The following is a 16,289-nucleotide window of genomic DNA, read 5'->3' as shown; positions in this document are numbered from 1 at the left end:
ACACAAGAGTTAGTGCAGAAAGGTCATACAGTTACGGTTATCAGCAGCAAACCCGAAAAGCAAAAAGACATTGAAGCCTTGGATGCCACCGCAGCCATCGGCTCATTGGAAGATGTCGCCGCAGGCATCGCAGCTTTTTCACCCAACCTCACAAAATCGCGTTGCTCCCCCCAGAAAACAGGTTATTGCCTGATGAATAGTTAGCATCTAATTAATCGAATCGTCACTAGCCCCACCATCAAGGGTGTTATTACCGTTAGTACTAGAGGCTAAGAGAGTATCATTGCCAAAACCACCAACAAGATTGTCATTGCCTCCCTTACCATCCAATTTATCGTCGCCTTGTAAACCATTAATCAGGTCATCATCCGTTGTCCCATAGAGAACATCATTACCGTTGGTGCCATTGATATTTGCCATAACTTTCTACCTACCTAAATCAATTTTTCAGTAACTTCAACTATCAATTTGTTATTTGCGCCATCAAAGAGTACAAATAACTCATCGAAGATTTGACGTTTTCGGCATATTTTCATCTCAGTTTTGAGAAAAAGCAATTTTTATTTCAAAATTCACCCTGTTAACCAACTTGCAAGTAGCACTTATCTAGCTATATAGAACACCGCTTGCAATGATAAATTATGTTTTTATACATTTAGGATGCTCCTTTAGGTTTTAGGTGTTGTACGAATTCATCAGCCTATCCATTAACGACAAGAAGAAATTTCCGGCTTGTTGTAACCACCCTTAATTCAATAGAAAAAGCTGAAAAATATCTAAGAGCAAGCTAAAATGTCTGAAAATCAGACTTGATATTTAGTTTTTTGTCAATGCGTAAGCTCTGCTGTCTAAAAAATAGGGAAAAACTTTTTTACACTATTGTTGTCAGCTGTTATCTGTAGGTATTTAGTTTGAAAATAAATAACACTTAAATAACCTGATTAATAACTTGATAATAACTGTATCCTGAATAATTACTTAAAAGTCTATACTTAAAGAAGTATCTTTATATATTCTTCACGTTACTTACCAATAAATGTGTACATAAATACTTCACTTTGTAAAAAGTTTACATTTTTCGAGTTGACAGTCAAATTTCAAAGATGCTTGAAAGACTGATCCAAAAATATAGATATTTTCTTTTTTGATTGCTGCGATCGCCTAGGGCGGGCTACGCCTACGTGTGGCAATATCTTATATGTGTGCCAAAAATCCAAACGCAGACATGATCAAATTTAGCCAAGAACACTTGCAAACTATCCGCACCCATGCCGAAAGCACCTATCCAGATGAGTGCTGTGGTATAATTTTGGGCTATCTTGCTAATGAGGGCAAAAGTGTGGTGGAAGTCATGCCAACAGAAAATGCCTGGAATACTGAAGCGGCGGCTGAGTTTCCAGGAGAACGCACAACAGAAAGTAAAAGACGGCAATATACGATCGCACCCGAAGTTATGCTAAAAACACAAAAGCAAGCACGCGATCGCTCATTGAATATTATTGGCATTTTTCACTCCCACCCAGATCATCCTGCTATACCCTCAGAATGTGATCGCTTATACGCTTGGCAGGGATACTCGTATATAATAGTTACCGTCCAAAACGGCAAAGCTGGAGAACTCAAAAGTTGGAGCCTTGATGATACTCATCAGTTTCAAGTAGAGGCAATTGAAAATATAATTTAACGACTTAGTTTAAAGATAGTCACTCGTAACGGTTTTCACCGCTACCACGGATGAAAATCCGTCTTCCCTACTCCCTATCTCTATATGAGATACAGTTTTTCGATAGGATTAATATTCCGCTCTCCCAGATCATAACTGCTATGCTCAATCCCAATCTGGATGAAATCCAGTTGACCAAAGACGATTACGAACGCTACTCCCGACACCTGATTTTGCCGGAAGTAGGGTTAGAAGGACAGAAGCGCCTGAAAGCTGCCAGTGTACAGTGTATCGGTACAGGTGGACTAGGTTCACCACTACTTTTATATCTGGCGGCGGCGGGTATTGGACGCATCGGGATTGTCGATTTCGATGTTGTCGATACTTCTAATTTACAACGCCAAGTAATCCACGGTACATCATGGGTGGGTAAACCTAAGATTGAATCCGCAAAAAACCGCATTCACGAGATTAACCCCTATTGTCAGGTTGATTTATACGAAACTCGCCTGACTTCCGAAAACGCCCTGGAAATTCTTCAGCCTTACGATATCGTAGTGGATGGTACCGATAACTTCCCCACCAGATATCTAGTTAACGATGCTTGCGTATTGCTGAATAAGCCCAACGTCTACGGTTCAATTTTACGCTTTGAAGGGCAAGCTACTGTATTTAACTACGAAGGTGGCCCGAATTATCGTGACCTTTTCCCAGAACCACCACCACCAGGAATGGTTCCTTCTTGTGCAGAAGGTGGCGTATTGGGAATTTTGCCAGGAATTATTGGTTTAATCCAAGCAACCGAAACTGTCAAAATTATTCTTGGACAAGGTAACACTCTTAGTGGACGATTGCTGCTATACAACGCCTTAGATATGAAATTTCGGGAGTTGAAGTTGCGTCCTAACCCGATTCGCCCAGTGATTGAAAAGCTGGTAGACTACGAAGAATTCTGCGGGATTCCACAAGCTAAAGCAGAGGAGGCAAAACAGCAGTTGGAAAGCCAAGAAATGACTGTTAAGGATTTGAAGGAGTTGCTAGATAGCGGTGCGAAGGATTTTGTACTGCTGGATGTCCGCAACCCCCATGAGTACGAAATTGCTAAGATTCCTGGTTCAGTGTTGGTGCCCTTACCAGACATTGAAAATGGGAATGGTGTTGCTAAAGTGAAGGAAATATTGAACGGCCACCGCTTAATTGCTCATTGTAAAATGGGCGGGCGATCGGCAAAAGCCCTCGCCATCCTCAAGGAAGCCGGGATTGTGGGGACAAATGTTAAAGGCGGAATTACCGCTTGGAGTCGAGAAATAGATCCTTCAGTTCCAGAGTATTAAAAATGTGATGAGTGGCATTTTTGAAACGCATAGGAATCGCCTTCCCAAAGGGTAGGAACGCAGAGGTTTAACGCAGAGGGACGCAAAGTTATCCTCTGCGTCCCTCTATGTATGAAGTTTGACTTTCCTAATTACGTAGCTTGCTTCTCACCGGAGGCGAGTATTACGAATTAGCTACAGGTTTAACCTGACTCAACAAACTGTGCAGTTTTTCGCCTTCAATGACCTCTGTTTCTAAGAGTTGAGTAGCGATCGCTTCTAGCAAGTCTCGATTCTGTCTAAGAATCTCTAGGGCTTGCTCATGGGCTGTTTCCACGATTTCCTTGACTTCGCTATCAATGGCTTTGGATGTGTCTTCACTCACTGCCCGCCGGGGATTAGCCCCACCATTACCCAAAAACATCGCTTGTTGTCCTTGTTGGTAAGCCAATGGCCCTAAGACTTTGCTCATGCCATAAGCTGTTACCATCCGTTCTGCCAAGTCAGTTGCTCGTTGCAAATCGTTGGAAGCACCTGTTGTAATACTGTTAAACACGATCTCTTCGGCGGAACGTCCACCCAACAAAGTTGCAATCTGACCCCGCAGTTCATCTTCATTCATCAAAAAGCGGTCTTCAGTTGGTAGTTGCAGAGTGTAGCCCAAAGCTGCCATCCCACGAGGAATAATCGAAATCTTTTCTACACGACCGTTTCCTGTGGTTAGCGCCCCGACCATTGCGTGACCAACTTCATGGTATGCAACAATCTTTTTCTCAGTCTCGTTCATCACGCGACTCTTCTTTTCTAAACCGGCAACTACCCGCTCAATTGCTTCGGCAAAGTCTTCTTGAGCAACACTTTCACGCATATTACGGGCTGCCAATAATGCCGCTTCATTCACCAAGTTTGCCAAATCTGCACCAGCAAAACCAGGGGTACGAGTAGCGATCGCTCTTAAATCTACATCATCTCCTAATTTTACCTTTTGGGCGTGAATTTTGAGAATTGCTTCACGACCAGATAAATCGGGACGGTCTACCAATACTTGGCGGTCAAAGCGGCCTGGACGCAGCAATGCAGAGTCAAGGCTTTCGGGGCGGTTAGTAGCTGCTAGCACAATCACCGTTGCATCACCAGCTGCAAACCCGTCCATTTCCGTAAGTAATTGGTTGAGGGTCTGTTCTCGCTCATCGTTACCACCGTAGAAGCCATTACTACTACGAGACTTACCGATCGCATCCAATTCATCAATGAATATAATACAGGGAGCTTGTTTTTTAGCCTGCTCAAACAAATCCCGCACTCTGGAAGAACCGACACCGACAAACAATTCTACGAACTCAGAACCCGAGATGCTGAAGAATGGAACTCCTGCTTCTCCTGCTACGGCTTTCGCTAAAAGTGTCTTACCAGTACCAGGAGGGCCTACCAACAACACACCTTTGGGAATCCTAGCGCCAATTTGCGTAAACCGTGCTGGAGTCTTGAGGAAATCTACAATTTCTACCAACTCGGTTTTTGCTTCTTCTACGCCAGCTACATCTGCAAAGGTGATTTTAGCTGATTCACCTTCAACATAAACCTTAGCTTTGCTCTTACCAATAGAAAGCGCACCTTGAGGGCCAGCGCCGCCACCACCACGGGCGAGAAAAAACTGCCAAATGCCAATAAAAATCAGTGGTGGAATCACCCAACTCAAGAGGGTTGTAAACCAAGTATTTTTGGGTGGAGGTGTAGCCGCGAACTCAACTCCCTTTTCTTCTAGTAGTTTGGGTAACTCTAAATCAAAAATTGGTGTCGTTGCAAACACCTGGGCTGGCTCGGCATTTTCTGCTTTTAGTTGGTAAATAATCTGGTTTTGACCAACAGAAACGCGGCTGACTTCCCCTTCTTGTACTTGATGAATAAATAAGCTATAGGGAACACCAGCAGGGCCAGAAGCGAATAAACCAGGCAAAAATAAATTTAACAGTAGGAATAGCCCTGATACTCCCAATAATATATTTGCAATGATCCGAAACCGAGGTGACTTAGGCTGTTCTTTAATTGCCATAGATTTTACCAATCCTTAGAATGAAAACTAAATGGGCAGGGGAATGGGGGATGAGGAATGGAGCATTGGTTATTATCCCCTGCTTTCTCTACCCCTCTGCTCCCTCATTGCCCTCATCTTTCTTTACAATTTGAGAAACTTGATTAAAGATTGGTCAAAAACGCTGGTATACTCGCCCAATCTAAGCGATGTCTACAACAGGCTACGCCTACGCAAAGTTGTTCAGTTTGTCTTGTTCGTCAACGATAATACCACATCTCATAATTTCTCCCGTTTAGCAATGCTTGCAGCATTTTTTTATTTATGTAACTAAACTTAACAATTAAATTAATCTTTGGGAACTAATGAGTAAATACGGTTTACCGTACTCAAATGATTAGCAGCACTTGAAATGAGAGAACTAATCATACTTTCATCAGTGGTGCAAGTGTATAGAAGGAACGCAAAGCCTTACACCTCTACTCATTTTGCATCTGCGTAGGCGTAGACCGTTGTTCGCGTAGCGTCTTGCAGAGAAGACATCGCATCAATTATCAATACTTGTCGGGTTTTGGGGGAAAAGGGAATGGGAAAAGAGAAAGAAAAAACCCTTAACCCTTTCCCAAAACCAAACTTTGAGTTCAAAATGCAAAACCCGAGTAGTATTGCATCAACTATATATTCGATTTATGTTGTAGCTTTCTAAAATCAAAAAATTGGTGCTAATTAATTCTATTAATATCTAACATCCAAAATAAATTATTCCTATTCTCTAGCAATGACAATATCGTTAGACTTAATGACTGCATAAGCTTCTTTTCCCTCTGATAGTTCCAACTCTTCTGCGGAAGCTCTAGTGATAATCGAAGTTAATTCTACTTTATGAATAATCTCCAGAGTCACCTCACTATTAACTGCCCCATAAATAACTCGTTTAACAACACCTTTAAGAATATTTCGAGAGCTAACTTTTAATGATTTCTTTTGAGTATTACTTTCTATATCAGATTTTGAAGTATAAGTATCTTCCTGTTTTTCCTGCTGAGTTGTTGGTAATATTGGCGCTGATGAGTGCTGATTCAGACTACGCACGAGTTCTCGCAGAATCTCAGTCTTAGTGCGTTGAGACTGTTCGCAGAATTCCTCCAGAATCTTCCGCTCGTTCTCAGAGGTTTGAAATGTAACCCATCCTTGTTCTTTTCTTGGCATAATAAGTAATATTATCAATTTTGGTTATCTGGTTATTTTGGTAAAATTCTACCAAGTATCAATTCGATATGTCGTACTAATAACATTTTTTTGTCAGCATTTTCGGCATCTTATCGCAAATTAATCGACTAATCTCATATAGTTAACTATATATATATTTATCTTTTTCTAGATGCGAAATATTTCGTTACTTGGGATTGTCTAAATCATCACTAAAACATTACCAACTAAGATGGTATAATATTGATTTATGGTATTTGTTGGAATAGCGATGCTTACGCAGGGTTAATCTGGTAGAAAAATCTGCTAGCGATCGCATGAGTGCCGTAGGATTATTTAACGTGAGTTTACAGTCGGGGGATGAAACACCTAAAATCGCGTTCTCAAGACCTGCGGAGTTTATTTGAGAACAATATCACCATTGAATACGTGGCAGAACCCCTGAAAGCTATGCCAGCTGATGCGGAGGTAAAAGAAGTGCTGCATTGGATGCAAGCACAAAATTTTGATGTTATCGGCGTTGAGACGGGAGATATTATTAGCGGTTATGTAGAACGCTCTAGTCTGATTCAAGGCAAAGAAGGCAAGTGTGGCGACTATCAAAGGGTGTTTCATCCCAAAGAACTAATTGCAATTTCTACCCCACTGATGAAGTTGCTCCCTATTTTGCAACAAACTCCGCGATTGTTTGTCTTGGACTGCAATCAGGTAAGTGGTATTGTTACCTGTGGCGACTTGCAGAAAGCACCCGCGCGAATGCTACTGTTTGGCTTGGTAACGCTGCTAGAAATGAATTTGCTGCGGCTGGTGCGGATTTACTATCCCCAAGATTCTTGGCAAAAAGTCCTTAAACCTGAACGCTTAGAAGTTGCTCAACGACTATGGCGAGAAAGCCAAGAAAGAAACGAAGCCACCGATTTGTTAGATTATCTGCAATTCTGTGATAAGCGAGAGTTGATTTTAAATCAACCAGAACTTCTCCAACAACTGGGACTAAAATCAAAACGATTTGGCGAACGCTTCCTCAAGTCTGCTGAACAGTTGCGAAATCGATTAGCTCACGCCCAAAATTTAGTTAGTGCCTCCTCTTGGACAGAGTTAATTTCTCTAGCAAAGGAGATGGAAACGCTGTTAATTCTCTGTGAGGAAGTTGAGTGAATTTTCCAGCTTTTCACGAGATGATTTAGACATTCTGTCAAGTCTGCTACTGTCGAGAAATCTATCTAATAGTGCCTAACTTAAATCCTTTAATTGTATAAGAGGCAATGCTTGAATCTGTAATATCTACGACGGGCCTTTCTACGAGACGCTACACGTAGCTTGCTTCCTCATAGGGGTACGCCTACGCAATTTTGGAGCAACTAATGCAAGCTTATTTTTTATTGACTGTATGTTAGCAAGCACCGCTCTTATTTGACACAACTTTTAAAGTTTTCAAGAAATGCTTAAGTTGATCAGCTCCGACTGACATTGAGCGGAATTTCCAAATTCGGAAGTGAAGCCTACATATACTTTCATACGTAAATACCACTATAGCAATCTTAAATAAGTCGTGAAAAATATAGATTAGGAAACGAACTGCCTTCTCTACGAAAGGCTTTCGCCAACGCGCAGCGTCTCGCAGAGAAGGACGCCAAGGACGCAAAGATAAGAAATAAAAAAGATATATAATTTTCACAAATGATTTATAACTGCTATATAAAATACTATCTTATGGCTACTTCAATTATTTTTTATACAGTATCCTAATGAGGAATAAAATTATCCATCTAACTATCCGCTTGGCTGTAGCGTACAGATAGTTTAAATTTCATAATAAGTAAGCACAATACAACCCATCTATGTTTAATTAGGTAAAAGCTATGGAATGACCAAATTTCTAAGCTATTTGCAGAATTAGTGTTGAACGCATGATATGGCAAGTCAAAATATTTCAAGTAGCGAGTGAGAAATTTTGTTTATCTCATTATCTCTATAGTCAACTATAGTCAGGCAATAATAGTAGTCTCTGGACTTGTTAGATTACGGCTGAATTGCTCATGTTTTTTATATTTTAATACTTGAGCTTGTCTTTAAGCTTTATAAATAAATATTAATTAATGGAATAGTTTCATAAATTATATGAAAAGACACCGAATTATGGTTATTGGTAGCAATGTCACGACCGTGCAGCGCGTCAGCAGTCATTGCCTAAAACAAAATGCAGAAGTTTTTCCATATTACTATATTCCTACGCTTGAAGAGATAGCTTTGTTTGCACCTCATGTATTCGTTGTATGTCTGCCCATACCTGAGAAATTCCAGCATCAGCTACTTCAGCCTTGCATTTTGTGGTCAGAACAACTTATAAATGACAAATCACCACTGGCTACTACTTTTACAGAATTATCTGCCTATTTACATAAATTTCTTTAAGCTTAAATCAACCCTTGGCGTACGGCTAAAGCTGCTGCTTGAACACGATCATCAACGCTAAGTTTGTTGAGAACCATACGTACATAAGACTTGACGGTTCCAAGTGAGAGGTAGAGTTGGTTTGCAATTTGCTGGTTTGAGCACCCTTGTGCAATAAGTTTAAGAATCTCGCGTTCACGATTACTGAGAATAGGTTGCGCTATTACCTGAGATACAGGAACATCGGAAGCGACAACAGTTGACCTAAGCATCCGAGCAACTTTTTGAGCTATTAGAGGATCTAAATAAGCACCACCTTGAAGTATCAATTGAATGACGGCGATGAGTTGTTCCCATTCAATGGTTTTAAGGCAGTAACCATCAGCACCCGCTGCAAGCATCCCCATGACCTGGATATCGTCGTCGAAGGCACTTAAGGCTAGAACACAAGTGTTCAAGCAGCTACTTTTTATCTGCTGGGTGGCTGTAATCCCATCCATAACTGGCAGATCAATATCCATTAAGACTAAATCTGGTTGCAGTTGGCTAGCTAATTCAACAGCCTGCCCACCGTCCAACGCCTCTCCAACTATACTAAAACCAGGTTCAAGGCTAAATTGTCCTTTCATCCCTCGGCGGATTAAAGCGTGATCATCAACTAATAGAACCCGCACAGTTTTCTCTTCGTCAATCTTAGGCATTATTCTTGCTACATTTGGTTATATTCTGTTCATAGTGGCAATCAACGTTATTGATGGCACTTGGGAGAGTAAACCAAAAAGTACTTCCCTCTCCAAGAGAGCTTTCGACACCAATGTTACCTCCGTGAGCCTCAATAATTTGACGACATAAATACAGACCAAGCCCGCTTCTTCCACGATGCCCTCGTCCTTGAATAAATCGGTGGAACAGCTTTTCCTGAGCTTGCGGTGCAATTCCTGAACCGTAATCACTTACCGAAATCTTCACTTGGCCTTCTTCATAAGGCGTTATCTCAAGAAGAATTTCCCCTTTAGGCTTACTTACCCGCACAGCGTTATCAAGTAAGTTTTGTAAAACTCGTTGAATTTCTAATTCATCACCGTAGACAGTTGGCAGCAATTGAGAAATTTTACAAACGAAAGCTAACTCATGTGTAGATGTTGCTTTCACCTGACCAATTACTTTAATTAAAATCTTTTTCCAATTCAGGCGATCGCAGATTAAAGAAGCGCTGCGTGCTTCATAACGGGAGATATCTAAGAGGAGTTCTACAAGCTTAAGCAGATCCTCATTAGCTTCATGGTACTCTTCAAACACTTCCTTCCAAGTGTCATTTACTGGGCCAAAAGCTCCTCTGATCATACAGTCTAGGGTGTTACGAGTGGCAAGTAAAGGAATACGTAGATCGTGAGAAAGTGCAGATATCATGTCTTCAAGCTGTTGGTTACGCACCTCAATGCTTTCTTGACGGTGACGAGTCTCATCAGCGATCGCGTTCAGAACTCCAGCTAGTTCCCCGATTTCGTCTTTAGAAGTATAGCAGAGTTGCACTTCCATTTGTCCCGCTTGCCAAAGTTTACTAACTTGTGTCAATTTGTCTAATGGAAGCTTGACTCGCCGATGCAACAAATGGAGATTTAAAACCGCTCCAAACAAAATGACTAATGTGCTGAAAATATTTATCGCCGTGTTAATATCATTCAAGTACTGTACACGATTTTTCCGAACCCTCAAAAGCATCTCTTTGTGCTGAATCAGTTTCTCAATCTCGTTGTGCAAGGAATCAAATGAAGTGCTTTTTGCTAGAGCAGAGTTGCTGACAGAACCAGAAAGCGCTTTTTGCTTTAACTCCTTTTGCCACTGGTTATAGATATATCTAATTTTATCGAGTTGCTTTATTTGAGCAGGGTTGTCTTGTACGAGATTGTACAGATGGTTGAAGCTGTTGTGGAAACTGGGCTTCTTATCACCATAATCTATAGGATTGCTTCGCCCCTGACTAGAATTTTCTAGAAAACCTTTTTCTTTATTATCTATCACAGCATTGAGTAGACGTTCTCCTTCTCGCTCTACCAATAAAGCATGGGTTATCCGGTCACATGCTTCATGATTTAGGTGTGCTATCAAGAGATTAAAGGCTTGCTGTCCAAATAAAAACAATACCAGTAGTAAAATACTAGTATGGAGAGGAGTTAAAAAATTACCTTTCCTAGATGAATGAATTAGGAAAGGTATCAAGCTAATAGCTATCACTATGTAATATTTTCACCACCTTAATAACAGTTTTTTAGCATATTAACTAAAATTTTAGACTCTGGAACTGCAACAGCTCTGCTGGTATTAAACTTTCAATCTTGTTATTCAAAAGCCTTAACTGTTCATATCCATATAGATATCCTTTATTTTTTATAATCTCAGTATTAACAGCTCTATTGTATTAAATAATATTAACAATAACATGATACATATAAATTAATACACCTTATACAAAATTTCATATTTTACCCACTTTTCCGACTTGAAAATTTATATTAGAGGTTATTTATAGGTTAAATCTAACTAATGTGTAACATTTTTTACGGATTTCCATAGTATATTACCCTACCGTTAGTGCCAATAAAGACTAGTTCGAATTGCTGCCAGCTAGCCTCCATTACATTAGGCTCATTGCCAATAGGCTGGTTTAAAAGGCGATGTTTACCCATGTTTTTCCTCTGTCCAGAGAGCGAAAAATTCCTTCACCTATACCAACGATTTCCCCATACAAATATAGTGCTGGAATTTTGCTTCCCATCTGTGGCTTACCAACGACTATAGTGATACATATTATTTTCCCTATCAGCCTCCAGAAACGGCGATCGCTTATATCGATTGATTAAGTTCAATGTATAAATTGCATTTACACATTTACACAAGATTTTACAAAAAAATAATATCTTTAAATAACTCAGTATTTGAGCCAAAGTCTTTTATTTAGTGATCAAAGTCAATAAAACTAATGTAGCTTTATCTATTAAAGTTTTAAGAAATACAGATTAATACGGAAATGTGCAAGATATGGCTATAATTATTAAAAACAATTTTTAACAAATGTCTGCTATAAACCAATTTAAGATCATTTTTTACATCTCTTGTCGCTTTAGGTATCTAGCATTTCAATAAGGTGGCAGGTAAGGTAAACCAAAATGTAGTATTCTCGACAGTACTTTCCATGTTGATAGTGCCTTTGTGAGCCTCCACAATTTGAAAGCATAAATAGAGACCTAACTTATCTATATTATTCCGGCCACGTCCTTGAATAAAGCTATTAAAAAGGCTTTCCTTGTCTAAAGTAGCAATTCCCCGGCCATTGTATCGCACTGATATTTTTACTTTCTCAACTCCAAATAATGCTACCTCAAGAGTAATTTCCTGGTCTGGATTATTGAGTTTTACAGCATTATCAAGTATTGTCTGCACAACTCGTTGAATCTCAAGAGCATCACCATACACAATCGGCAGTGAAGGAGCAATTTTATATCTAATTGCAGACTTTTGTTTGCGAGTACTATTGCTGCGGAGAATGGTTTTGATAAAAATGCTTTTCCAGTTAATAATTTCGCACTTCAAGCTTTTAGAAACTTCAGTTTTGTAGCGAGATACATTTAACAGAGCTTCGACAAACTTCAAGAGGTCTTCATTAGCTTGGCGGCAATCTTCTAGCACATCTCTCCAAGTGTCGCTCACAGAACCAAAAGCTCCACCTAGCATCGCATACAGAGTGCCACGAGTGGCTAGCAAAGGAGTACGTAGATCGTGGGAAAGAGCAGAAATTAGGTATTCAATCTGTTTATGTTCATTACTAGTTATACGTTCTAGCTTGTATAAATTACGCTTTAACTCCATTTGAGCCATGACTTGACGGCTTAACGCTTGCAATGCTTCCAGTTGTTCTGAGTTCATCTGTCGTGGTACATGGTCTATCACACAGAGTGTTCCTAAAGCATCTCCTTCCGGTGTTATCAGCGGCGCACCAGCATAAAATCGAATACAAGGGTCGGAAGTTACTAATGGGTTGGTAGCGAAACGCTGATCGAGTAGTGTATCTGAAATAATCAAAGTTTCATGGGGTTGCAAAATCGCGTGGGCACAGAATGCAAGATCGCGAGAGGTTGATTCACTGTCTAATCCGACTTTCGATTTAAACCACTGACGGGACTCATCAATTAAACTGATTAAAGCTATGGGAGTACCACAGATTTGTGCCGCTAAACGGGTAAGCTCATCGAAGGCAGCTTCACAAATAGTGTCTAAAATTTTATATTGGTGCAGGGCTTGGAGCCTCAAGGTTTCATTTTCAGTTAATATAATTTCATTCATTAGAAAAGTCTGAGGCATGAACTGCGTATAGAATAAAGATAAATCCTAAGATTTACTTTTGTCATCTTTACTATCGCAATATATCTGCTATTTTTAGCATATTGGCAAGTATATACTCTCTAAGAAGTAAATATTTAGAAATCAGGTGTAACTAGGTGGATAGCTGAGTGGATAATTTTATTTCACACTAGAGGATGCTGTCTGCATTGATGCATTATTGACCACTTTTTGTGGGAAATCCGCAGTTCTTAGGTTTAATAGGGTTTTATCTTGTTCACGAGTCAGAAATATCCTTAAACGAATACCCGTATCTCAGTTACCTCAGTAGATCCATTCTCCGTATTTATTTATCTTTACATAGTTTGGTTTTCTCATGCGGATTTACTTGGTATCAAACTAGAAGTGTATTTACTTGGGCGATCGCAAAACCCCACTTAGGCTTAAATGCCACAATTTGTATTAGGTAAAACTTTAACAATAAAGTATTTACCCTTAAAAATTAATCATTTTTGATACAACTAAATATAGTATCCAAGCGGATAACTTGGTGGATAACTATATATTTGCCTAGGACGGTATCTAGAGATAGTGTTGCTCTTTAAGCTTTCAAGGGATGCTATAGGAGTAAAGATACTTAAACTACTTAGTAAAACGCTCAGTATCTTGAACGTAAAAATACAAGCTTAATTAGCAAGATTTTTACATAGTAAAAAGTTACAAGAACCTTGGCGACATATGCTGAGATTATAGTAAGTCATGCATAAACCTGTTTTAACTATTTTTTACCAGTTTAATCCTTGGTACTCTACTATTGGAGGAATACAAACACTTATTAATACATTTATTAAATACGCTCCCAATGAATTTGAGGTGCGACTAGTAGGGACAGGAAGCGATCGCACTCAAAAAGTCGGGAAGTGGCAAGAAGCAGAATTAGCCGGTAGAGAAATTAGCTTTTTCCCGCTATTTACCTTGGAAAATGATAACTTCAGAAGTTTAATCCCGACAACCCTCAAGTATGCGGCTGCACTTGTCGGTCATAGCTTTGCCTCGGACTTTATGCACTTTCATCGGCTGGAACCAAGTTTAGCAGCCCTGAATTGGCAGGGAGAAAAAACCTTGTTTATTCATAACGATATTCAAACGCAGATTAAGGCTGCTGGTGATAAAAATGCGATTTTGTGGCGCAGATTTCCCGCAGCATATTTTGCTCTAGAAAGCTTGCTAGTTCGCCAGTTTAGCCAGGTTTTCTCATGTAATACAGATTCAGCACAATTGTATAGACAGCGTTATCCCAGCATGGGAGATCGTGTTAAATACATCAAAAATTCATTTGATAACGAGATTTTCTACCCCTTAAGTCGAACGGAACGGGAAGCACAAAGACATGAACTAGCGAAAAGGCTGGGTTTGAGCGAGGAAACACGTTTTATCCTCTTCGCTGGTCGGTTACATCCCCAAAAAGATCCGATTTTGTTAGTACGTGCGATCGCGGCTTTAAATGAACCGCATACTCACCTACTGATAGCGGGTGATGGCGAATTGGCAGCAGATATACGTACAGAAATCGCTCAGTTAGGATTGTCTAATCGGGTAACAATGCTGGGGGCACTTCCCATAGAGGATCTGGCGCAGTTGCATCGTATCAGTAATGTCTTTGTCCTTAGCAGTGCCTACGAAGGTCTACCTTTAGTAGTTCTAGAGGCACTCGCCAGTGGAACACCAGTAGTTACCACTAGGTGTGGTGAAACTCCAAAGTTACTAGCGACTGACAACGGAGTTGTTTGTGAAGTGCGATCGCCAGAGTGTTTAGCAGATTCTTTGCAGCAAATAATCCTACATCCAGAAAATTACCCAAGTACGTCCTGTGTACGAGCAGCACAGCCTTATGCCGCTCGTACTGTTATGAGGGATGTTTACAGTGGCATGTTTACTCGTTGGGAGAAGCGAACTTTATCAATTGCTAGCTAATTAATCAACTTGCGGTTAAATCCCCTACGAGGATGCTGTTGTTGAAGAGAACCAATAATACTGAATTTAGCTCTACAAAACAAGCATCCGTACATCTTCATTATTGCTTTTTACAACTTTTTTGTGCATAACTTTTGACTATGAAAATTGCTGTGATTGGTGCAAAAGGTCTACCTCCCAAGCAGGGTGGAATTGAGCATTATTGTGCGGAAGTTTATCCCCGTATGGTTGCACAGGGACACTCTGTAGATTTATTCGCTCGCTCTTCCTACACTCATAGTTCTTGGCTTGAAAGTTATGACTTTCAGGGCGTTCGAGTTATATCTGTGCCCAGCGTGGATTTTAGAGGGATAGATGCTTTTGTCACCTCAGCACTGGCAGCGATCGCTGCCACTGGCAAAAGCTATGATATAGTTCATTTCCATGCTCTGGGCCCATCTCTATTTACTTGCTTACCAAGAATTAGCAATGCAAAGATTGTAGTTACCTGCCAAGGGCTAGACTGGCAACGTGCAAAGTGGGGCAATTTTTCTACTCGCTTAATTCTCACCGGGGAGAAGGCGGCAGTACGTTTTGCCCACGGAATGATTGTGGTATCAGAAGCACTACAAAAGTACTTTTGGCAAACTTACGGTAAAGAGACAGTCTACATCCCTAATGCCCCCGCCAGCTACGGTGAGTCAGACCCCAATTTTGCCTACGGTACGCAGTTGGGTCTTCAACAAGGGCGTTATATTGTGTATTTAGGCAGATTGGTACCAGAAAAGCGTCCCGACTTGCTCGTTGATGCCTTTTCAGCCCTGAAACCAGCTGGATGGAAACTTGTTCTGGCTGGAGGTGTTAGTGATACTAAATCCTTTACCTCAAACCTATTAGAAAAGGTTGCAAATAATCGAGATATTGTATTTGCCGGTGAACTCCGAGGAACTCGTCTTTGGGAGATTGTTCGAGGAGCAGGGTTATTTGTCCTTCCTTCTGATTTAGAAGGACTACCTCTAGCGATGTTAGAGGCAATGCAGGAAGGTATACCAGTTTTAGCAAGCGACATCCCACCCCACCAGCAATTGATTAATGGGGGACGGGGAATGCTTTTTGAATGTGGAAATTTAAACTCTTGTATTAATTCCTTAGACTGGGCAATTCATCACCCCCAACAATTAGCAGCAATGGCTAAAAATGCACAAAAGTATGTACAGATAAATTACAATTGGGATCGGATTACTGCTGACAACTTGAGACTGTATGGAGCAATTTCTGGCTTACCTAGTGAATTCACTAAAACTCCAAAAGAGGAGTTTTCAGTGAGAGAAATTTAAAAGGGAAAGCACTTCACTAATGACTACAAGCCATAGCTAGATCAGACGAA

At 40.4% G+C, this 16,289-nt stretch carries 12 protein-coding genes and 1 pseudogene; 7 read left to right on the top strand and 6 right to left on the bottom strand.

Going from position 1 to position 16,289, the window contains the following annotated elements:
- Nucleotides 1-204 (top strand): annotated as a pseudogene (locus H6G97_RS51240) (hypothetical protein); the annotation flags it as partial.
- A gap of 3 nt (nt 205-207) precedes the next feature.
- Here H6G97_RS51240 and H6G97_RS54775 read toward each other — a convergent pair.
- Nucleotides 208-420, bottom strand: coding sequence for a calcium-binding protein (locus tag H6G97_RS54775; RefSeq protein ID WP_190941942.1), 213 nt, complete (start codon nt 418-420; stop codon nt 208-210).
- An 805-nt stretch (nt 421-1,225) separates the two neighbouring features.
- On the opposite strand from H6G97_RS54775, the gene H6G97_RS17145 reads away from it, so the two are divergent.
- Together H6G97_RS17145 and moeB are read left to right on the top strand one after the other, a co-directional pair.
- Nucleotides 1,226-1,684: a M67 family metallopeptidase gene (locus tag H6G97_RS17145; protein WP_190941941.1), complete on the top strand. Its 459-nt coding sequence runs from the start codon at nt 1,226-1,228 to the stop codon at nt 1,682-1,684.
- A gap of 140 nt (nt 1,685-1,824) precedes the next feature.
- Nucleotides 1,825-2,997 (top strand): molybdopterin-synthase adenylyltransferase MoeB, encoded by a 1,173-nt coding sequence (moeB, locus tag H6G97_RS17140; protein WP_190941940.1) that lies wholly within the window; start codon nt 1,825-1,827, stop codon nt 2,995-2,997.
- 163 nt (nt 2,998-3,160) lie between these two features.
- Here the strand turns inward: moeB and ftsH4 are convergent, their stop codons facing one another.
- Nucleotides 3,161-5,029, bottom strand: coding sequence for an ATP-dependent zinc metalloprotease FtsH4 (gene ftsH4 / locus H6G97_RS17135; protein ID WP_190941939.1), 1,869 nt, complete (start codon nt 5,027-5,029; stop codon nt 3,161-3,163).
- 744 nt (nt 5,030-5,773) lie between these two features.
- Nucleotides 5,774-6,217 carry a TOBE domain-containing protein gene (locus H6G97_RS17130; RefSeq protein WP_190941938.1) on the bottom strand — a complete coding sequence of 148 codons (444 nt, stop codon included), beginning with the start codon at nt 6,215-6,217 and terminating at the stop codon, nt 5,774-5,776.
- 360 nt (nt 6,218-6,577) lie between these two features.
- Between H6G97_RS17130 and H6G97_RS17125 the strand changes: the two genes are divergently transcribed.
- Nucleotides 6,578-7,375: a hypothetical protein gene (locus H6G97_RS17125; RefSeq protein ID WP_190941937.1), complete on the top strand. Its 798-nt coding sequence runs from the start codon at nt 6,578-6,580 to the stop codon at nt 7,373-7,375.
- A 981-nt stretch (nt 7,376-8,356) separates the two neighbouring features.
- Nucleotides 8,357-8,632 carry a hypothetical protein gene (locus H6G97_RS17120; RefSeq protein ID WP_190941936.1) on the top strand — a complete coding sequence of 92 codons (276 nt, stop codon included), beginning with the start codon at nt 8,357-8,359 and terminating at the stop codon, nt 8,630-8,632.
- A 2-nt stretch (nt 8,633-8,634) separates the two neighbouring features.
- On the opposite strand, the gene H6G97_RS17115 is transcribed toward H6G97_RS17120, so the two are convergent.
- The 3 genes from H6G97_RS17115 to H6G97_RS17105 form a co-directional block, all read right to left on the bottom strand.
- Entirely contained in the window at nt 8,635-9,312 is a 678-nt protein-coding gene (locus H6G97_RS17115; RefSeq protein ID WP_190941935.1) for a response regulator, read from the bottom strand.
- A complete protein-coding gene (locus tag H6G97_RS17110) occupies nt 9,305-10,720 on the bottom strand; it encodes an ATP-binding protein (protein WP_242054962.1) in 1,416 nt (471 codons plus the stop codon). The genes H6G97_RS17115 and H6G97_RS17110 overlap by 8 nt, the downstream gene beginning before the upstream one ends.
- A gap of 1,020 nt (nt 10,721-11,740) precedes the next feature.
- The gene (locus tag H6G97_RS17105; RefSeq protein WP_190941934.1) at nt 11,741-12,952 is read right to left on the bottom strand and encodes a GAF domain-containing sensor histidine kinase; all 1,212 of its coding nucleotides are present in this window, start codon (nt 12,950-12,952) and stop codon (nt 11,741-11,743) included.
- A 756-nt stretch (nt 12,953-13,708) separates the two neighbouring features.
- Between H6G97_RS17105 and H6G97_RS17100 the strand changes: the two genes are divergently transcribed.
- Nucleotides 13,709-14,923: a glycosyltransferase family 4 protein gene (locus H6G97_RS17100; RefSeq protein WP_190941933.1), complete on the top strand. Its 1,215-nt coding sequence runs from the start codon at nt 13,709-13,711 to the stop codon at nt 14,921-14,923.
- A 140-nt stretch (nt 14,924-15,063) separates the two neighbouring features.
- On the top strand, nt 15,064-16,239 hold the full coding sequence (locus tag H6G97_RS17095) for a glycosyltransferase family 4 protein (protein ID WP_190941947.1): 1,176 nt from the start codon (nt 15,064-15,066) through the stop codon (nt 16,237-16,239).
- The last annotated feature ends 50 nt before the right edge of the window (nt 16,240-16,289 follow it).

The organism is Nostoc flagelliforme FACHB-838 (genome assembly GCF_014698065.1).
Taxonomy (GTDB): Bacteria; Cyanobacteriota; Cyanobacteriia; order Cyanobacteriales; family Nostocaceae; genus Nostoc; species Nostoc flagelliforme_B.
Note: the sequence above shows the minus strand (reverse complement) of the source record. Positions and strands in the feature narration are given on the sequence as shown.

Excerpts from the sequence above, each read along its gene's own strand:
- H6G97_RS54775 (WP_190941942.1), bottom strand. The coding sequence starts at position 420 with ATGGCAAATATCAATGGCACCAACGGTAATGATGTTCTCTATGGGACA.
- H6G97_RS17145 (WP_190941941.1), top strand. The coding sequence starts at position 1,226 with ATGATCAAATTTAGCCAAGAACACTTGCAAACTATCCGCACCCATGCC.
- moeB (WP_190941940.1), top strand. The coding sequence starts at position 1,825 with ATGCTCAATCCCAATCTGGATGAAATCCAGTTGACCAAAGACGATTAC.
- ftsH4 (WP_190941939.1), bottom strand. The coding sequence starts at position 5,029 with ATGGCAATTAAAGAACAGCCTAAGTCACCTCGGTTTCGGATCATTGCA.
- H6G97_RS17130 (WP_190941938.1), bottom strand. The coding sequence starts at position 6,217 with ATGCCAAGAAAAGAACAAGGATGGGTTACATTTCAAACCTCTGAGAAC.
- H6G97_RS17125 (WP_190941937.1), top strand. The coding sequence starts at position 6,578 with ATGAAACACCTAAAATCGCGTTCTCAAGACCTGCGGAGTTTATTTGAG.
- H6G97_RS17120 (WP_190941936.1), top strand. The coding sequence starts at position 8,357 with ATGGTTATTGGTAGCAATGTCACGACCGTGCAGCGCGTCAGCAGTCAT.
- H6G97_RS17115 (WP_190941935.1), bottom strand. The coding sequence starts at position 9,312 with ATGCCTAAGATTGACGAAGAGAAAACTGTGCGGGTTCTATTAGTTGAT.
- H6G97_RS17105 (WP_190941934.1), bottom strand. The coding sequence starts at position 12,952 with ATGAATGAAATTATATTAACTGAAAATGAAACCTTGAGGCTCCAAGCC.
- H6G97_RS17100 (WP_190941933.1), top strand. The coding sequence starts at position 13,709 with ATGCATAAACCTGTTTTAACTATTTTTTACCAGTTTAATCCTTGGTAC.
- H6G97_RS17095 (WP_190941947.1), top strand. The coding sequence starts at position 15,064 with ATGAAAATTGCTGTGATTGGTGCAAAAGGTCTACCTCCCAAGCAGGGT.